General features: G+C 69.0%; 15 protein-coding genes and 3 tRNA genes. 8 read left to right on the top strand and 10 right to left on the bottom strand.

From position 1 onward, the window contains the following. Positions 1–5: 5 nt before the first annotated feature. Positions 6–1481, bottom strand: coding sequence for an FUSC family protein (locus FBQ73_RS11540; protein WP_246089658.1), 1476 nt, complete (start codon positions 1479–1481; stop codon positions 6–8). Positions 1482–2069: 588 nt separating this feature from the next. Here FBQ73_RS11540 and FBQ73_RS11535 point away from each other — a divergent pair. After that, complete coding sequence (locus tag FBQ73_RS11535) at positions 2070–3206, top strand: linear amide C-N hydrolase (protein ID WP_138399607.1); 1137 nt, start codon at positions 2070–2072, stop codon at positions 3204–3206. A gap of 121 nt (positions 3207–3327) precedes the next feature. Next, positions 3328–4788 carry a cardiolipin synthase gene (gene cls, locus FBQ73_RS11530; RefSeq protein ID WP_138399606.1) on the top strand — a complete coding sequence of 487 codons (1461 nt, stop codon included), beginning with the start codon at positions 3328–3330 and terminating at the stop codon, positions 4786–4788. A gap of 374 nt (positions 4789–5162) precedes the next feature. Here cls and FBQ73_RS11525 read toward each other — a convergent pair. The 4 genes from FBQ73_RS11525 to FBQ73_RS11510 all read right to left on the bottom strand — a co-directional run bounded on the left by FBQ73_RS11525 (position 5163) and on the right by FBQ73_RS11510 (position 9818). Beyond that, positions 5163–5238 (bottom strand) — tRNA-Ala (locus tag FBQ73_RS11525). A gap of 101 nt (positions 5239–5339) precedes the next feature. Continuing rightward, complete coding sequence (locus FBQ73_RS11520) at positions 5340–8558, bottom strand: efflux RND transporter permease subunit (protein ID WP_138399605.1); 3219 nt, start codon at positions 8556–8558, stop codon at positions 5340–5342. Position 8559: 1 nt separating this feature from the next. Beyond that, complete coding sequence (locus tag FBQ73_RS11515; RefSeq protein WP_138399604.1) at positions 8560–9576, bottom strand: efflux RND transporter periplasmic adaptor subunit; 1017 nt, start codon at positions 9574–9576, stop codon at positions 8560–8562. Between the two features lie 38 nt (positions 9577–9614). Beyond that, the gene (locus FBQ73_RS11510; RefSeq protein WP_138399603.1) at positions 9615–9818 is read right to left on the bottom strand and encodes a YgaP family membrane protein; all 204 of its coding nucleotides are present in this window, start codon (positions 9816–9818) and stop codon (positions 9615–9617) included. Positions 9819–9918: 100 nt separating this feature from the next. On the opposite strand from FBQ73_RS11510, the gene FBQ73_RS11505 reads away from it, so the two are divergent. After that, the gene (locus FBQ73_RS11505) at positions 9919–10215 is read left to right on the top strand and encodes an ArsR/SmtB family transcription factor (protein WP_342780534.1); all 297 of its coding nucleotides are present in this window, start codon (positions 9919–9921) and stop codon (positions 10213–10215) included. A gap of 93 nt (positions 10216–10308) precedes the next feature. On the opposite strand, the gene FBQ73_RS11500 is transcribed toward FBQ73_RS11505, so the two are convergent. Beyond that, entirely contained in the window at positions 10309–11019 is a 711-nt protein-coding gene (locus tag FBQ73_RS11500) for a class I SAM-dependent methyltransferase (protein ID WP_138399601.1), read from the bottom strand. After that, positions 10986–11399, bottom strand: a complete 414-nt coding sequence (locus FBQ73_RS11495; RefSeq protein ID WP_138399600.1) for an EVE domain-containing protein — start codon at positions 11397–11399, stop codon at positions 10986–10988. Before FBQ73_RS11495 ends, FBQ73_RS11500 begins: the two co-directional genes overlap by 34 nt. A 170-nt stretch (positions 11400–11569) precedes the next feature. Between FBQ73_RS11495 and FBQ73_RS11490 the strand changes: the two genes are divergently transcribed. Together FBQ73_RS11490 and FBQ73_RS11485 are read left to right on the top strand one after the other, a co-directional pair. Further along, positions 11570–11869, top strand: a complete 300-nt coding sequence (locus FBQ73_RS11490) for an antibiotic biosynthesis monooxygenase family protein (RefSeq protein ID WP_138399599.1) — start codon at positions 11570–11572, stop codon at positions 11867–11869. A gap of 213 nt (positions 11870–12082) precedes the next feature. After that, on the top strand, positions 12083–12844 hold the full coding sequence (locus FBQ73_RS11485) for a YkgJ family cysteine cluster protein (RefSeq protein ID WP_210236748.1): 762 nt from the start codon (positions 12083–12085) through the stop codon (positions 12842–12844). Between the two features lie 118 nt (positions 12845–12962). On the opposite strand, the gene cmk is transcribed toward FBQ73_RS11485, so the two are convergent. Both cmk and aroA read right to left on the bottom strand, forming a co-directional pair. Further along, entirely contained in the window at positions 12963–13589 is a 627-nt protein-coding gene (cmk, locus tag FBQ73_RS11480; protein WP_138399598.1) for a (d)CMP kinase, read from the bottom strand. Between the two features lie 10 nt (positions 13590–13599). Continuing rightward, positions 13600–14970: a 3-phosphoshikimate 1-carboxyvinyltransferase gene (aroA, locus tag FBQ73_RS11475; protein WP_138399597.1), complete on the bottom strand. Its 1371-nt coding sequence runs from the start codon at positions 14968–14970 to the stop codon at positions 13600–13602. Between the two features lie 243 nt (positions 14971–15213). On the opposite strand from aroA, the gene FBQ73_RS11470 reads away from it, so the two are divergent. The 3 genes from FBQ73_RS11470 (at position 15214) to FBQ73_RS11460 (ending at position 15985) form a co-directional block, all read left to right on the top strand. Further along, the gene (locus tag FBQ73_RS11470; RefSeq protein ID WP_138399596.1) at positions 15214–15606 is read left to right on the top strand and encodes a TIGR02300 family protein; all 393 of its coding nucleotides are present in this window, start codon (positions 15214–15216) and stop codon (positions 15604–15606) included. A gap of 151 nt (positions 15607–15757) precedes the next feature. Next, positions 15758–15833: transfer RNA gene (locus FBQ73_RS11465), tRNA-Ala, on the top strand. A 76-nt stretch (positions 15834–15909) separates the two neighbouring features. Continuing rightward, positions 15910–15985 (top strand) — tRNA-Ala (locus FBQ73_RS11460). Positions 15986–16702: 717 nt separating this feature from the next. Here the strand turns inward: FBQ73_RS11460 and FBQ73_RS11455 are convergent. After that, entirely contained in the window at positions 16703–17524 is an 822-nt protein-coding gene (locus FBQ73_RS11455) for a response regulator (protein WP_138399595.1), read from the bottom strand. Between the last annotated feature and the right edge of the window lie 47 nt (positions 17525–17571).

The raw sequence follows: 17571 nt of genomic DNA, 5'->3' as shown, positions 1-17571 counted from the left end.
GCCCGTCACCTCGCCGCGAGCTGTTCGATGTGGCGCACGCGCGCGGCAAGCGAGCCGGGCGCGTCCGGCCCGGCGTCGGCCACCCCATCCGTGCCTGCGCCACCGGCCGTGCCGGAGACCTGCGCCGACGCGCGGGAAAGCCGCTGGGCGATCTCGCCCTGTTCCTGCCCTGGGCAGAACATCAGCGGGGGCAGCAGCGCCCGTGTTTCCGCGATCAGGGCATGGAGCCGGGCGATGCCGGCGGGGGCGGGACGCTGCGACGCCGGCTCGAACGGCAGCAGCCGCAACTGCTCGCACGCCTTCTCCGCCTCGGCTTCCACCCGCGCGGCATCGTCCAGCGCAGCGGCGCGGGCGGCGGGTTCCAGCGCCGCGAGGCGGGACAGGGCGGCGAGGACCCGAGCCAGGCGGTCGCGCACATCGGCCACCGCACTCTTGGGCCAGATGCCGGTGAAGATGAGGTAGACCACCAGATTGCCGAGCAGGGTGCCGACCACGCGGTCGCGGGCGGATGCCATGTCGAGGCTCGGCGCGAACCCGTTGAGGATGGTGAGCAGGAAGGCGAACCCCACCTGCACCCCGGCATGGGAGATGCGCTCGTTGCCGGCCGATACCCAGGCCCCCGGCAGGACCCCGAAGAACACCAGCACCATGAGCCCGCCCACCGAGCCAAGGTGGGGAATGACGAACAGGATGCACAACAGGCCGATGGCCGCCCCCACGAGGCAGCCGCTGATCCGCAGCGCCAGCTTGTGCACGGTTTCCCCGGTGGTCCCAAGCGCGGCCACGTAGCAGGTGATCATGGCGGTATGGATGCCCTGCCAGGCGATCAGCGAATAGGTCAGGTAGCAGATGACGGCGGCCGCTGTGGTCTTCAGGGCATAGCGCTGGTAGTCCGGATTGCTGAAGGCGTCCGCCGCGAGGAACGGCGGCTTGGGCGCCACCGCGTCGGTGCCGCCATTGGGCCGGGTGAGGCCGTCAAGAGACGCCTGCACCGTTCGCAGGGCTTCGTTCCCGACCGGGCCGGCAGGGGCGGCCGGCGCCGGGGGGCGGCCACCGGCGCCGATCGCTGCCGCCGCGGCGCGGCAGTGCTCCGATAGCGCCGCGCGGGCCTCCTGCGCCAGCCCCGCCGGCAGCGCGGCCACCGCCAGGAGCAACTGGTAGCTGGTGCGCGCGGCGCCCGGGAGCCAGGTGACGGTCGCGGTGGGCGCGGTGGCCGCCGCCTCCAGCCGCTCCACGACCGTCTGGCGCAGCAGGCGATGGGGGGAGGTGCCGAGGACGAGGTTGAAGACGATCATGAGCGCCATGGGCATGACCGCCATCTGCCAGGCATAGAGCAGGCCGCGCGTCGCGATCTCGCCCAGCGGCAGGCTGTCCACCAGGGTCAGGATGAAGGCGATGACCAGCGCGATGCTGGAGCCGATCTCGCCCAGCTGGGAGGCGGCGCCGAGGAAGACGAAGGCGAAGGAGGTCAGCGCGATCACGCAGATCCGCAACAGCGGATCATCCGCCGTCGCCTGGTGGTGTCCCGGTGGAAAAGAGGCGCCGTCGGCCCCTTCTCTCTCCTGAGGGGAACGGCTGGGGAGGGGCGAGACTGCGACGGTCGGCACTGACAGCACCAAGAAAAGCACCCTTGCCCCCTGCCTCACCCGCCCAGGGGAGAGGGATCCCCGCATGCCCCGTCGAAGCCGCAAGCCCTCAAGCTGAGACACCACTCAGCGGCCGCCAGCCGAGCCTCGAGGCCGGCTTCCTGACGGGCTTGCAGACGGGTGCTCGGATGGGCAGCCGTGCCGCGCGCGGAACCGCCATCGGGCGGTTTGCCTTCATAGCCCATGCGCGCGGTCTGCTGGTCCGCTCCTTCAGGTCCTTGATTTGTCGGTCTTTCCGTACCGGCAAAAGTGTGCCACGAAACGGCAGGTCCGGGACCCGAGCGGTGCCGGCCCGTGTCGCGGCGTGTTGTTCCTCCGCGTTTCGGAGATGATTCCGGGAAGGGTGGACGGCATGGTTCGCGATCCCGTCCGGCGGGGTGCGGTCGAGCGCCCCGGGTTCCTGGTTTTGGAGGATGCAACGGCATGTGCACGGCGCTCATCTACAGCGATGCGGATGGACGGAGCTATCTCGGCCGAACCCTCGAGCTGACCATAGACCTGCCCTACCAGGTGGTCTTCCTTCCGCCCGGCTTTGCCGCCTCGTCGCAGATCGCCGGTCATCCCGCGCTGGCCTACACCTCGCGCCACGGCTTCCTGTCGCTGACCATGCCGTGGCGGGTGCCGACGCCGGATGCCCCTCTCGGCCTCGGTGATCTCAAGGTGGTCGAAGGGCTCAATGATCAGGGCCTCGCCTTCAGCCTGCTGTCCTATCCCGCCGCGGCCGGCAAGCCGCAGGCGGTGGAGATGACCCGCGCGGTGCTGTCCGTCGCCGATCTCGGCAGCTGGGTCCTCGGCCAGTTCTCCACCGTCGCCGAGGTGAAGGCGGCGCTGGCCGAGCAGCCGGTCCTGCTACAGGCGCTGCCTATCCTGCGCGGTGCCGTCTCGCCGTTCCACTATGTGGTCAACGACGCCACCGGCGCCTCCATGGTGATCGAGTTCCAGCAGGGCGAGATGTCGCTTCACGACAATCCGGTCCGCGTCATGACCAACGGACCGCAGTTCGACTGGCATCTCACCAATCTCGACAACTATACCCACCTTCTCAACGTCGACAGGCCGACCGCCACGTTCGGCAGCTACAAGGCGGCGCAGCCGGATTCGGGCATCGCCACCGCAGGGCTCCCGTCCTCGAGCACCTCGGTCGGGCGTTTCATCCGGGCCGTCTACTACGCCACCTTCACCGAGAAGGCGGCTTCGCCCGAAGCCGCCGTGCGCACGCTCGCGCATGTCATGAACAATTTCGACCGGCCCCGGGGCGTGAGCATCGATTATCCCGAGGGCGGCGGCGGACACATGGAGGTCGAGGGGCTCGAGGCCGACCATGCCCAGCCCTACGCCACCGAGTTCACCACCTGGACCAGCCTGTCGGATCTCGGTCGCAAGCTGTTCTTCGTGCGTGAATACGCCGGCATGAACTTCACCCGCATCGACCTGGACGGCCTCGCCGAGGTGCGCGAACCGAGGGTGATCGCCCTCCGCAAGCTGGGCGATGCAACGCCGGATGCCACTCAGACGTTGAAGGCTGCAAGTCCGGCCGCCTTCCACCAGCCCGGTCACTGAGGCATGTCGCAGCTCCCGAGGCGCGCGCCGATGAACAGGCGCGCCCTGACCGGACCCACGTTCGCGCCGGTATCGAACATGGTTTAATGCGAGGAGCTTTTCTTCAAACGCGTGCCGCACCATGCATGATTCCGCCGTCGTCGCCTGGCTGCTGTTTGCCGTCCACGCGAGCCTCCAGCTTGTCTTCATCGTCCGCGCGCTGCTGCGCCCCCACCGGGAGCCCGCCTCGCGGTTCGCCTGGGTGCTGGTGATCGTGCTCGCGCCCGTGATCGGGATCCTGGCCTACATTCTGTTCGGCGAGGTCAATCTGGGACGCAAAGCCGTCGCGCGGCTGCGCGCGGCGCTGGATGCCCTGCCGCCCGCCGCGGATGTGGCTGGAGCGTCGGCTGAGGCGATGATCCCCGAACGCTGGGTGCCGCTGTTCCGGGTCGGCTATTCGGTGACCCATTTTTTGCCGGTCGCCGGCAACCGGGCCGCGCTGCTGCCGGATTCCGCGTCCGCCATCGCCGCCATGGTCGCGGACATCGATGCGGCGCGCCACAGCGTGCATGTGCTGTTCTACATCTGGCTGGCCGACGAGAGCGGCGTGACGGTGATGGAAGCGCTGAAGCGCGCGGCTGCGCGCGGCGTCGTCTGCCGGGCCATGGCGGATGATCTCGGCTCACGGGCGCTGATCCGCTCCATGCACTGGCGCGACATGGCGGCGAGCGGGGTGAGGCTTGCCGCGGCCCTGCCGGTCGGCAATCCCCTACTGCGCCTCTTCAAGGGCCGCATCGACATGCGCAATCACCGCAAGATCGCGGTGATCGACAATGCCATCACCTATTGCGGCAGCCAGAATTGCGCCGATGCCGCCTTCGCGGTGAAGGCCCGGTTTGCCCCCTGGGTCGATGTGATGGCCCGTTTCGAGGGGCCGGTGGTGCGGCAGAACCAGCATCTGTTCGCCAGCAATTGGATGGCGCAGACCGACGAGGATCTCGCCCCCCTGTTCGCCGAGCCGCTGCCCGCGCAATCCCAGGCCACCTCGGTGTCGGGCTTCGTCGCGCAGGTGATCGGCTCCGGCGCCGGCGTGCGCTATTCGGCCATGCCGGAGACCTTCGTCGCGCTGATGAACGCGGCCCGCCGCGAACTGGTGATCACCACGCCCTATTACGTCCCGGACGAGCCGATCCAGGCTGCTCTATGCGCCAGCGCCCGGCGCGGGGTCGCAACCACCATCGTCTTTCCCCGGCGCAGCGATTCCTGGATCGTGGCGTCCGCCAGCCGCAGCTATTATCGCGACCTGCTGGAGGCTGGCGTCGAGATCCGCGAATATGTCGGCGGCTTGCTGCACGCCAAGACCCTCACCCTCGATGGCGAGGTGACCCTGATCGGCTCCGCCAATATCGACCGTCGCAGCTTTGAGCTGAACGCGGAGAACAACATCCTCCTGCACGACGAAACCTTTACCCGCGCGGTCCGGGCGCGCCAGCAGGTGTTCCTCGACGCCGCGCCGCCGGTGACGAAGACCCAGGTGGACGCCTACAGCCCGGCGCGGCAGCTCTGGAACAACACCATCGCCATGCTCGGACCGGTCCTGTAGGGCGTGCGCCGCGACCGGGGGCTAACCACCGGGCCCAAAGCGATCCCCCATGAGGGTGCCGTCCGCTGCTGAAGGCCGGGGACCGTATCAACGATCATCCGAAACGGCCGCGGCGTCGGGGTGCCCCCATTTTCGTCCCGGTATTGCGCCCGTGGGGATGGACTCCAAGGAACGACGGGACAAATGGAACGGGACCAAGGGCCCAGCCGACCAGCGCAACGAAGCCGCGCGGGCCCTTTTGTGTTCCTAGGCGGTGGCCCCGCCGCATCCGGCGCGGTCCTGGCGACGGCGGGTGTATCGCAACGGCTGGTATCGGAATATGGCGCGACGAGCTTTCGAGGCTCGTTACATTTCAATAGCTTATGTCATTGAATTGGTGGAGCCGAGGGGAATCGAACCCCTGACCTCTGCAGTGCGATTGCAGCGCTCTCCCATCTGAGCTACGGCCCCGATCCGTGGGAGGCGCCATTTATGAGTTGGGGCCCCATGCTGTCAAGCGCCCCAGGGCGCGAAATCCGTGCCATTCCTGCGCTGTCCACCATGGCCTTGCCTCAGGCCGTCTTCCGCTCGCCCCGCAGCACTACGTAGATGGCGGGGATCACCAGCACCGTCAGGGCGGTGGAGGAGGCGAGGCCGAACAGCAGCGAGAGCGCGAGCCCCTGGAAGATAGGGTCGGTGAGGATCACTGCCGCCCCGATCATGGCCGCGAGCGCCGTGAGCAGGATCGGCTTGAAGCGGATGGCGCCGGCCTCCAGCAGCACGTCCTTGAGCGGGCGGCCCGGCGCGCGGGCGTGGCGGATGAAGTCCACCAGCAGGATGGAATTGCGCACGATGATGCCCGCCAGCGCGATGAAGCCGATCATGGACGTGGCCGAGAACGGCGCGCCGAACAGCCAATGCCCCGCCATGATGCCGATGAAGGTGAGCGGGATGGGGGTGAGGATCACCAGCGGCAGCTTGAATGAGCCGAACTGCGCCACCACCAGGATGTAGATGCCGAGGATCGCCACGCCGAACGCCGCGCCCATGTCGCGGAAGGTGACATAAGTCACCTCCCATTCCCCGTCCCACAAAAGGGTCGGGCGGCTTTCGTCGGTGGGCTGGCCGTGGAGGGTGATCTCAGGCTTCGGCAGGTCGCCGAAATCCGTCGCCGCCAGCGCCTTCGACACCGCCAGCATGCCATAGACGGGGGCCTCATAGGCTCCGGCGAGGTCGGCGGAGACCATTTCGGCGGCGCGGCCGTTGTGGCGGAAGATGGGGAAGGAGGCGGGCTCTCGCACCACCCGCACCACGTCGCCCAGTTCCACCACGCCGCGCCCGCCGGGCAGGGCGTTGGCCGGCACCGGGGTGGAGAGGGTGCGCGGGTCCACCGCCTGCTCGCCCTTGGGCAAGGCGAGGCGGATGGGAATGGGCGCGCGCCCGCCGCCGCGATGGGAATAGCCCAGTGTCGCCCCGGTGAAGACGGAGCGGATGGCGTCGTAAACGTCCGCCTGCTCCACCTTGTAGAATTCAAGATTGTCCTGGTCGATGGCAAGGCGCACCCGCTCGCCGGGCGTGCCGAAGCTGTCGTCCACGTCCACGATATAGGGCACGCTCTCGAACGCCTGGCGCACCTTGCGGGCGACGGCGCGGCGGGTGTCCGCGTCCGGGCCGTAGATCTCGGCGAGCAGGGTCGCGAGAACCGGAGGGCCGGGGGGCGGCTCCACCACCTTCAGCGCGCTGCCGGCGGGCAGCGGGATGGCTTTCAGCCGCGCGCGCACGTCGAGGGCGATGGCGTGGCTCGCCCGGCTGCGCGCGCCCTTGGGCTGGAGGGTGATCTCGATGTCGCCCTGCCGGGGGGCGGACCTGAGCCCGTAATGGCGCACCAGCCCGTTGAAATTGAACGGCGCCGCCGTGCCCGCATGGGTCTGGAAGGCGACCGCCTCCGGCAGGTCCGCCAGCGCGGTCACCATGTCCTGAAGGGTGCGGTTGGTGGTCTCCACCGAGGTGTCGGCGGGCAGGTCGAGGATGACGGCCAGCTCGGTCTTGTTGTCGAAGGGCAGGAGCTTCACCGTCACGCCGTGGGTGTAGAATAGGCTGAGCGAGGCCAGTGTCGCCACCCCCACCACGGCGAGGAAGGCCCCCGAGCGTGCCCGCGAGGCGAGGATGGGCGCGGCCACGCGGCGATAGATGCGCCCCAGCCGTCCGCCGTCCGCCGCCTCGGCATGGAGGGCGGTGCCGGTGTCGCGCCCGGCGAGCTTCAGCATCAGCCAAGGCGTGAGCACCACCGCCACGAAGAAGGAAAACACCATGGCCGCCGAGGCGTTGGCGGGGATGGGGCTCATGTATGGCCCCATCATGCCCGACACGAACAGCATGGGCAGCAGCGCCGCCACCACGGTCAGCGTCGCTACGATGGTGGGGTTGCCCACCTCGGCCACCGCGTCGATGGCGGCTTCGGCGCGCGTGCGGCCGTCTTTCATAGCCCAGTGCCGGGCGATGTTCTCGATGACGACGATGGCGTCGTCCACCAGGATGCCGATGGAGAAGATGAGCGCGAACAGGCTCACGCGGTTCAGCGTGTAGCCCATGAGCCGGGCGGCGAAGAGGGTGAGCAGGATGGTGGTGGGGATCACCACCGCCACCACCAGCGCCTCACGCCGGCCGATGGCAAAGCCCACCAGCACCACGATGGAGACCGTGGCGAGGCCGAGATGCAGCAGCAGCTCGTTGGCCTTCTCGTTGGCGCTCTCGCCGTAATTGCGGGTGACCTGGACTTCCACGTCCGCCGGCAGGGTGCCGCCATGAGCAGCTTCGATCTGGCGCAAGACGGCTTCGGCGATCACCACCGCATTGGTACCGGGCCGCTTGGCGATGGCGAGCGACACGGCGGGGCGGCGGGCAAGGCCGTCCGTGGTCTTCGCCACGTGGAACACGCGGGTCTCGGCGGTGTCGGTGGCAAGGGTCACCTGAGCCACGTCGCGGACATAGACCGGGCGGCCGTCGCGGGCGGTGACGAGGATGTCGCCGATCTCCGCCGGGGTCTGGAGCGTCTGCCCGGCGACGAGGGTGCGCTGGGATGCGGCCTCGCGCACGGTGCCGGTGTTGAAGGTGCGGTTGGCGCCCTCGAGCTTGCCGGCGAGCTGGGCGAGCGTGATGCCATAGAGCGAAAGCCGCTCGGGATCGGGGGCGACGCGGATCTGTTCCGGCTGCTCGCCCACCATGTAGGTGAGGCCGATGTCCGGCAGCTTGGCGATGTCCGCCTGAAGCTCGCGGGCGACACGGGTGAGGGCGTTGGCGGTCCAGCGCTCCGACGCCTCCGGCTTGGGTGTCAGGGTGAGGACGAGGATGGCCACGTCGTCGATTGAGCGCCCGACGATGAGCGGCTCGGTGATGCCCACCGGGATGCGGTCGAGATTGGCGCGCACCTTTTCGTGCACGCGCAGGATCGCGGCATCCGGGCTGGTGCCGGTGAGGAAGCGGGCGGTGACGATGACGCCGTCGTCCTGGGTGGTGGAATAGACGTGTTCCACCCCGTCGATGGCCTTGACGATGGTTTCCAGCGGCTCGGTCACGAGCTTCACCGCGTCTTCCGCCTTCAGGCCCTGGGCCGAGACGGAGATGTCCACCATGGGCACGGAGATTTGCGGCTCTTCCTCCCGCGGCAGGGTGATGAGCGCGATGAGGCCGAAGGCGAAGGCGGCGATGAGGAGGAGGGGAGTGAGCGGCGAGGTGATGAAGGCGCGCGTCAGCACGCCGGCGAGGCCGAGGGAGCGGGTCTTGCTGGTCATGTCAGTGCCCCGGCGCCTGGATCCGGTCGCCGTCGGCGAGGCCGGTGAGCACCTCCACCCGCTCCCCGGCGGCGTCGGTGAGGCGTGCGCCGAGCACCACGGGCACGTCGAGGGCGCCGCGCGGCGTGGCAACGCGCACATAGTCGATGCCGTGGCGGGTCGAGACCAGGGCCGGGGGGATGGCGAGTACGCCGCGACGGCCGATCTCCACCCACACCAAAGTGCGCTCGTTGACGAAATAATCGCCGAGGCCGTCCACCTCCACGTCGGCCATGACGCGGCCGGCGGTGATTTCCGGATAGACCTTCACCACCCGCCCAAGGCGGGCGGTGGCGGCGGTTCCGGCCCTATCCTGCGTGATGCCGCGCTGGCCGATGCGGACCGTGCCGCCCTCGCGGATGTCGGCGGCGTGGCGCTCGGGCAGGCTGAGGCGCAGGTAATAGGGGCCGGAGGCGATGCGGGCGATCTCATCACCGGCCAGCACCACGCTGCCCGGCGTCACCGGAACAGTGAGGACGCGTCCGTCCGCCGGGGCCAGCACGGCGCCCTCGCGAGCCCGCTGGAGCACCACGGCGCGGTCGGCCTCGGCGGCGGTGACCTGGTTGGTGGCCACGTCGAACAGGGTCTTGCCGGTGTCCAGCCGGCTCTGGCTGGCGACGCCCTTGGCCACCAGCTGCTGGGTGCGGTCCAGCTCGACGCGGGCGTTTTCGAGCTGGGACCGCAGCTCCTTGATCCGGGCGTCTGCGGCGTTGAGGGAGAGGGCGAGCTTGTCGTCCACCACCAGGGCGATTTCGTCGCCCTCCTTCACCAGGCTGCCCTCGGAGACGGAGACCGCCCGCAAGCTGCCGCCTATGCGGGCGCGGGCGGGCACCACGGTGCGGCTTTCCACCTCGCCGAACACGGCTTTCAGCTCCGGCACCTGTTCCAGGCGCACGGTGAAATCCTCCGCCCCTGCGGCGGAGGAGGCGAGGGGAGCGGCAAGGAGCGCGGCGAACAGCGCGAGGGAAGGCAGGTGCATCTTAGGTCTCTTCCGCCCGGCCGGCACCGGGCGCGGGCTCAGGAGAAGGCGACGCCGGGCTTCAGGCCCAGCTTCTTCAGCACGATGGCAGCCGGGCAGAAGCCGGTGAGGGACGCCTGCATCAGGTTCACGCCCACGAAGGCGGTGAGCCAGAACCAGTAAGGCGATACGAAAAGGCCGAGGCCGAGGGAGGCCAGCACCATTAGCCCGGCAAACAGCATGACGGCGCGATCAACCGACATTATCCTAGATCCTCGAAAGCGCGTGGGCCCCTTGCCCGTGCGGGTTCGTTTGCATTTAACATTCAAACATTATAAATTCAAGATCATGAATGTTGTTGATATGATGCCCGCTTCGGAACGGGCGGCCGAGCTGATGCGCAGCCTCTCCCATCCGCAGCGCCTCTTGGTGCTGTGCGCACTGGGCAGTGGGGAGAAATCGGTGGGCCAATTGCGGGACGAGCTGGGCATCGAGCAGGTGCCCATGTCGCAACAGCTCATGCGCCTGCGCGCCGACGGCCTGGTGGAGGCCCGGCGCGAGGGCACGAGCGTGCACTACCGCATCGCCCGCGAGGAGGTGCTCCACATCATCGAGGCGCTGCACAAGGCCTTCTGCAGCAAGCCGGAGGGGCCGTGCTGAAGGGAGCGCCGCTCACACCAATGGCCCTCGAGCCTGCCTCGTGGGCCATTGGACAAGCCCGCGCGGCGCTTGAGCGAACCCACTTGGCATCGGTCAACGACCGAGGCCGATGGTAGAAACCCCGCGCGGGCGCCAGACGCTGGTGCGCTTGATCTCCATATCCTCCAGCTCCCGGGTCACCGGCACGCTGTATTCGGCGAGGTGCTCCAGCCGGTCCTTGGGCAGGTAGGTGCGGCCGGGATCGCCGATGAGCACGGTGGCGCCGCGCGTGGACAGGGCGAGCAGCCAGTCGAACACCCGCGCGGACAGGTCCTTCTCATAGGCGATGTCGCCGGCAAGCACCGTGTCCCAGCCCGCGTCGGTGCCGATGAGGTCATGCTCGGTGGCGGTGAGGGTGACGCCGTTGGCTTCCCCGTTGAGGCCGATGGCGGCGCGGGCGAAGGGGTCGATATCGGCACAGGTGACGGACGCCGCCCCCGCCTTCATGGCGGCGATGCCCACGAGGCCGGAGCCGGAGGCGAAATCCAGCACCTTGCGGCCCGCCACCGTTTCGGGATGGTCGAGCACGTGGCGGGCCAGCGCCTGCCCGCCGGCCCAGGCGAAGGCCCAGAATGGCGGCGGCAGGCCCATCTCGCCCAGCTCTTCCTCGGTGCGCTGCCAGAGGGGCACGGCCTCGTCGGCCACATGGAGCGAGATTTCCGGCACCAGCGGCACCGGGTTCAGGCGGGTTTCGGCGCGGATGAAGGCGAGCGGGTCGGCGATGGGCGCTCTCACACCCCGCCCATCCCGCAGACGATGTCCCATTCCTCATCGGTCACCGGCTGCACCGAGAGGCGGGAGAATTTGATGAGCGCCATCTCCTGGAGCCGCGGCTCGGCCTTGACGGCGGCGAGCGTCACCGGGGTCTTCAGGGGCTTCACCGCCTTGATGTCCACCATGAAGAACTTGCCCGAGGGGTCGGAGGGGTCGGGATAGGCCTCCTTGATGACCTCCACGATGCCGACAATCTCCTTGCCCTCGTTGGAATGGTAGAAGAAACCCCGGTCACCCTTCTTCATGGCCAGCAGTTGCTGCTTGGCGAGGTGGTTGCGCACCCCGTCCCAGTGGGTGCCCTTGGCGCCAGCCTTCACCTGCATGTCCCACGACCATTTGAAGGGTTCGGACTTGTAGAGCCAATGGGCCATGGCAAAGCTCGTGTTTCGCAATGATGGTGCGGGTTTGCCTCTTCCCTCCCGGCTTGGCAAGTCCATTGGCAGGCTTGCGGGCCGGTGCCGGGCAATCTTGCCTCGACGGGGCGAAGCCTTAATGTCCCGCGCGGCGGCGCGGACGGGCCGTCGCTGTGAAGGAAAACATCATGGTCTATGAGATCGCCACGCTGGACATCAAGGAAGGCTCGGAAGCGGCCTTCGAGGCCGGAGTGAAGGAAGCTGCCCCCTTCTTCCAGAAGTCGCGCGGCTGCCGCGGCCTGTCGCTGCAGCGCTCGGTGGAAACGCCCAGCCGCTATTATCTCGTGGTGACCTGGGACACGGTGGAAGACCACATGGTCCACTTCCGCAACTCGCCCGAATTCCAGGAATGGCGGCGCCTCGCCAGCCCCCATTTCGCCAGCCCGCCGTCGGTGGAACACACCAGCGTGGTCGGCTCCTTCTTCTGAGCGCCCAGGTTCTTCTGAGAAACGAGGAGCCCGCGCCGCGCCGGTGCGGGCTCTCCCCTTTGTGGCCGTCCCCCAAGTTCCTACGCAGTTTCCCTATGTTGAACGTTGTATCCAACGAAACATAGCTTGTTCCATCTCAATGCGCCGGCTTTCCATCTTGGGGAGCGTGGCGCGGCGCCCGTTGCGGGCGGATGGCATTTTTGGAGGCTTGCCGTGGCGATCGCTTCAGAGGGGCGGGCGGAGGATGCGCGTGACGAGGCAGGGCCGGCCGGGTTCTTCCGCGCCCAGCACGAAGCCTTCGGCGCCACGCTTGGTGCCAACAAGGGCGCGGCGAATCTGCTCGACCGCATCTGGATGCAGGCGTTTTCCAGCTACGAGCACAATGTGGACGAGCAGACCAGGGACCTGCCGCCGCTGGCCTGCCGCAAAGGCTGTGGCACCTGCTGCCGGATCCAGGTGGTGGCCACCGCTCCCGAGGTGCTGATGGTGGCGCGCTATGTGCGGGCCATGGCGGATGGCTTCCGAAAGGTGGGCATCGATCTGCCCGCGCGCCTCGCCGCCGCTTCGGCCGCCGCGCCCGAGGCCGCCGGCACCATGGCGCTGGGGCGTGAATGCCCGTTCCTCGTCGAGGGCATCTGCGTGATCTATCCGGTGCGCCCGCTGGCGTGCCGGGGCCACGTCTCCTTCAACGAGGAAGCCTGCGTCGCCGCGCTGGAAGGGGAGGCGGACGAAGTGCCCGTCTCCGAATCACACCGCACGGTGCGGGCGCTGGTGCAGGGCGCGCTGCAATCGGCCCTGCGCGATACGGGCCACCCCTGGGCACTCTATGACTTGGTGGGGGCACTGAGGATCGCCCTGGCGCGGCCCGACGCGGAGGCGGCCTTCGCCGCCGGCACCGACGTGTTCGAGCCCGCCATGATCGACCATGTGAGCCGCGAGGAAATGGCGCGCACCTTCGACCGGCTGAAGGCCTGATGCCATCGGCCTCGGTCGTTGCCCGAGGCGAAATGGTACGCGAAGTGGGTCCGCTCAAGCGGCGCGCGGGCTTGGCCAATGGCCCATGAGCAAAGCTCCAGGCCATTGGCTTGACGCGTCAACTTCCCCGCCGCCGGGCCTCCACGATGGTGAGGGCCGCCTCGAACGCCTGGGCGATATCCAGCGCCGACGTGTCCAGCAGCACCGCGTCGTCCGCCTGCACCAGCGGCGCAGCGGCACGGGCCGAATCACGCTCGTCGCGCTTGCGGATGTCCGCGAGGACAGCCGCATAGGCGATATCCTCGCCGCGCCCGATCAATTCGCGGTGGCGCCGCTCGGCGCGCACCTCCGGCGTGGCCGTGACGAACAGCTTGGCCTGCGCCTTCGGGCAGATGACGGTGCCGATGTCCCGCCCATCCAGCACCGCGCCGCCGGGCTGGGCCGCGAATCGGTGCTGGAGATCCAGCAGGGCCGCGCGGACGCCGCCGCGCGCCGCCACCACCGAGGCCGCCTCGCCCAGTTCCGCCGTGCGCAGGGTGTCGGGATCGAGCGCCGCCACGTCCAGCGTTCGCGCTGCCTCCACCGCGGCCGCCTCATCCTGAAGCCGCCCCTGCGCCAGCACGATGGCGCCCACGGCCCGGTAGAGCAGGCCGGTGTCGAGGTGGGGCAGGCCGTAATAAGCGGCGAGCCGGCGGGCCAGCGTGCCCTTGCCGGAGGCCGCCGGCCCGTCGATGGCGATGACCACGGTTGTCACCTCACGAAATGACGGCGCCGAGGCCGCGCATCATGGGCATGAAGGTGGGGAAGGAGGTGGCGATGAAGGCCACGTCGTCCACGCTCACGCCCTCTTCGCTGGCGAGGCCCAGCACCAGGAACGACATGGCGATGCGGTGATCCATGTGAGTGGCCACCGGACCGCCGCCCTTGACCGTGGCAGCGCCGGTGACGAGGAGATCGTCCCCCACCACCTCATGGGCCACGCCGCAGGCGGCAAGGCCGTCCGCCACCGCCGCCAGGCGATCGCTTTCCTTCACCCGCAGCTCGGAGAGGCCGCGCATGGCGGTGACGCCCTCCGCGAAGGCGGCGGCGACGGCGAGGACCGGATATTCGTCGATCATGGCCGGCGCCCGCTCGGGGGGCACCTCCACGCCCTTCAGGCGGGAATGGCGCACGCGCAGGTCGGCGACGCGCTCACCGCCCTCGGTGCGCTCGGCCACCACCTCGATGCTGGCGCCCATTTCGAGCAGCGTGGTGATGAGGCCGGTGCGCAGCGGGTTCATCATCACGTCGGTCAGGGTCACGTCGGAGCCGGGCACGATCAGCGCCGCCACCAGCGGGAAGGCGGCGGAGGAGGGGTCGGCCGGCACGTCCACCGGGGCGGCCACCAGCGTTGGCCGGCCCTTCAGGGCGATGCGGCGACCGTGGGGGCCGTGGGGCTCCACCCGCACGTCGGCGCCGAAATGGGCCAGCATGCGTTCGGTGTGGTCGCGGGTGGCTTCGCGCTCGATCACCACCGTCTCGCCCAGGGCGCCAAGGCCGGCCAGCAGCACCGCTGACTTGACCTGCGCCGACGGCATCGGGGTCTCGTAGGTGATGGCTTTCGTCTTGTCGCTGCCCTTGAGGGTGAGGGGCAGGCGCCCGCCCTCGGCGCTGGCCACGATCTCCACCCCCATGGCGGTGAGCGGGTCCAGCACGCGCTTCATGGGGCGCCGCCGGAGGCTGGCGTCGCCGTCGAAGGTGGCGGTCACATCCTGCCCGGCCACCGCGCCCATCATCAGGCGCACGCCGGTGCCGGAATTGCCGAAATCCAGCGGGGCGGCGGGGGAGGACAGCCCGTCGGCGCCGGCGCCCTCCACCTCCCAGTCGCCGGGACCGCGGCGGGTGACGCGCGCGCCCAGGGCGGCGCAGGCCTTGGCCGTGTTCAGCACGTCCTCGCCTTCCAGCAGGCCGGTGATGCGGGTGATGCCCTCCGCGAACAGGCCGAAGATCAGCGCGCGGTGGGACACGGACTTGTCACCGGGAACGCGCACGCGGCCGCTGAGCGCAGGAGAGCGAAGGGCGGTCGCGGGCTGAGCCGGGCCGTCGCCGTGGCCGGAGGCGGGAGCGGCGCTGCGGGTGGCGGACATGGGGGCCTTCCTCAAGCGTTGGCGTCTGGGCCGGAGTTCGTCGGCGATGGATTCTTGCGTGCATGCCGGCTTGCGGGAAGCCGGAACAGGTCGCCCTGCCGGGCAAGGTACCGGGGCGTGCTCTAGCACAGGGCGCGGCGAGGCGTCACCGCCCCGCGCTCGCCTGATGATCGGGCCTTGACAGGGGATACGTCTGGCGCCAATGGAGCACGCTCCTGTTTAGCCCTTCCGAGGATCTTTGCCGTGGCGAAAGCTGAACTCGGCACGAAGCGCATCTGTCCTGTTACGGGGCGCAAGTTCTACGACCTGAATAAGGACCCCGTCGTGTCGCCGTTCACGGGGGAGTCCTATCCGCGATCCTATTTCGAGCCCGCCGTGCGCGGCTCGAGCCGAGCCGAGCCGCGTGGCGCGGTCGAGGAGGTTGAAGCCGAGGACACCGAGGCCGAGGTCATCAGCCTCGAGGAAGCGGACGAGGAAGCCGCCGCCCCCGCCAAGGTGGTCGTGGGCGACGATGTGGACGTGGACGACGACATCGAGGCCGGTGACGACGACACCTTCCTCGAAGAAGACGAAGATGATGGGGACGACGTCTCCGATCTCATCGGTGAGGGCCTCGAGGACGACGAAGAGGCTTGATACCCGACGCGGCCTGTGCTTAAAGGCCGCTCTCGCTCGGCGGGCCTGGTTTCACGACTAAGGTTCACCGGGCATCCGCCGCGGATTTCCCGGCACGCAGATCCGGCGCTTCCCCCCAAAGGAGCGCCCTGCGCGCAGGCCGCGGTAAAGTGGGGCCATAGCTCAGTTGGGAGAGCGCTTGAATGGCATTCAAGAGGTCGGCGGTTCGATTCCGCCTGGCTCCACCAAATTTCCCATAAGCGTGCGGAACGCGGCTCGGGCCTCGGCTCGGATCGTCCCGGACGCGACCACGCTTCCCCGCGTGGGGCCATAGCTCAGTTGGGAGAGCGCTTGAATGGCATTCAAGAGGTCGGCGGTTCGATTCCGCCTGGCTCCACCATTTCCGCTTCAGATGCACTGAACGCAGGCTTCGGCCGCCGCCGAGGCCGTTCTCCTGAGCTTTCCCTTTTCCTGAACCTGCCTGTCCCTGAACGGCGAGCGGGTGCCGACGCATCCGGCCAAGCGGTCCGAATCAGCTGGTGATGGTGGCCTTGCGGCACGGCGGGAGCGCAGTGCGGCGTGGGCGCGTTCTCGCCCCTCCATGGGCGATGTGGCGCCCGGGGTTGAACATCTGCTGCTTCGCCGGGCCTGTTCCGGAGCCGGACCCTTCCACCTGAACCGCGCGCCGGGGCGCTGCGCCGCTCGGGACCCGAATCCGGCTCAAGCCGGGGCCCGGCAGCCGATTGTCGCTGCCCATGCTGGCGGCGACAAGGTGCGCCGGTGCCTTGCGTCAGAGTCGCTGCGGCCCATCGGGGCCAGGCCGGCTCCGGATTCGATCCCTTTTGGATCAGTCTCTTAATTCGCTTCCCGGTTGTGCGTGCTAGACCCCATCTTCTGCCGATCCGGGTGACCAGTGCCTGCAACGCAAGGTCTGGGCTCGCGTGTTTGAGCGCACGTGTCTTCGCGTGCGTGTACTGGCGCACCTGTCGGGATCCCGTGCCAAGCCCTGACCGGCACGGGGTGGGCGGGCCGGGTGGTTTCGTTCGCGGGGCCATCCGGCCCGTTCCGGGTTGCGCGGGCGCGTTCCCGCCATCGGCGGGGCGGCCCTGCCATGGGCTCAGTCCAGGGTGATGCCCAGGCGGTCCGCCTGCCGTTGCACGAAGGCTTCCATGCGCGCGCGCCCGAGATCGGTGAGGTGGACGATGATGCGCCGCCGGTCGCGGGCGTCGGGAACCCGGGACACGAGCCCGGCCTCCTCCAGGTCGTCGATGCGCCGCAGGGCGGTGGTGGCTGGCGCGCCGGAGGCGATGCACAGGCTGGTGACGGAGATGGGCCGATGGCTGGCTTCCGCCATGGCGAGATCGAGCATCATCTCCCAGGCCGGGTCGGAAAACAGGCCGGTCTGAAAGATGGCGTCGCGGTCGGCGCGGGCGGCCACGAGGGCGCGCAGATAGCGCGCCCGCAGATGCTGGGCGCTCAGGTCATGGGGACGCGGAGGGGAGCTCGCCGGGGGTGAACCCGTCTCCCCCTCGGACGTGGCCTCGTCCTCCACCAGCGCGAAGGCGCGGGTGATGGCGTGGGCCACCTCCTCGGCGCTCAGCGGCTTCTGCAGAAAGTCCACCGCCTGCAGGCGCAGCGCCCCCACGGCGCGGTCGAGGGAGGCGTGGCCGGTAATGACGATAGCGGCCACGGGATGCTTGCGGCGCCGCACCGCAAGCTTCTGCAGCAGCTCGATGCCGTCGATCCGCGGCATCTGCAGGTCGGTTACGACGACCTGGAGGTTGTCGTGGCGCTCCATGAGATCAAGCGCCTCGACCGCGGTACCGGCGGTGAGGGAGGTAATACCCAGCAGGCCAAGGCCTTCCTGCAATTCGATCAGCACGTCGGGATCGTCGTCCACCAGCAATACGCGAGGGGCCGTCTTGATCTGGCCGTCCATCGTCTCCTCCGGTTGGCGGCCTTCGTACCGTCGTGGCCGCCGATTTT

The sequence above is a fragment of the Xanthobacter autotrophicus genome, assembly GCF_005871085.1.
GTDB classification, from domain to species: domain Bacteria; phylum Pseudomonadota; class Alphaproteobacteria; order Rhizobiales; family Xanthobacteraceae; genus Xanthobacter; species Xanthobacter autotrophicus.
The sequence above is the reverse complement of the archived record's forward strand: the minus strand, read 5'-3'. Positions and strand labels throughout refer to the sequence as shown.

Excerpts from the sequence above, each read along its gene's own strand:
- FBQ73_RS11535 (WP_138399607.1), top strand. The coding sequence starts at position 2,070 with ATGTGCACGGCGCTCATCTACAGCGATGCGGATGGACGGAGCTATCTC.
- cls (WP_138399606.1), top strand. The coding sequence starts at position 3,328 with ATGCATGATTCCGCCGTCGTCGCCTGGCTGCTGTTTGCCGTCCACGCG.
- FBQ73_RS11520 (WP_138399605.1), bottom strand. The coding sequence starts at position 8,558 with ATGACCAGCAAGACCCGCTCCCTCGGCCTCGCCGGCGTGCTGACGCGC.
- FBQ73_RS11515 (WP_138399604.1), bottom strand. The coding sequence starts at position 9,576 with ATGCACCTGCCTTCCCTCGCGCTGTTCGCCGCGCTCCTTGCCGCTCCC.
- FBQ73_RS11510 (WP_138399603.1), bottom strand. The coding sequence starts at position 9,818 with ATGTCGGTTGATCGCGCCGTCATGCTGTTTGCCGGGCTAATGGTGCTG.
- FBQ73_RS11505 (WP_342780534.1), top strand. The coding sequence starts at position 9,919 with ATGATGCCCGCTTCGGAACGGGCGGCCGAGCTGATGCGCAGCCTCTCC.
- FBQ73_RS11500 (WP_138399601.1), bottom strand. The coding sequence starts at position 11,019 with ATGGGACATCGTCTGCGGGATGGGCGGGGTGTGAGAGCGCCCATCGCC.
- FBQ73_RS11495 (WP_138399600.1), bottom strand. The coding sequence starts at position 11,399 with ATGGCCCATTGGCTCTACAAGTCCGAACCCTTCAAATGGTCGTGGGAC.
- FBQ73_RS11490 (WP_138399599.1), top strand. The coding sequence starts at position 11,570 with ATGGTCTATGAGATCGCCACGCTGGACATCAAGGAAGGCTCGGAAGCG.
- aroA (WP_138399597.1), bottom strand. The coding sequence starts at position 14,970 with ATGTCCGCCACCCGCAGCGCCGCTCCCGCCTCCGGCCACGGCGACGGC.
- FBQ73_RS11455 (WP_138399595.1), bottom strand. The coding sequence starts at position 17,524 with ATGGACGGCCAGATCAAGACGGCCCCTCGCGTATTGCTGGTGGACGAC.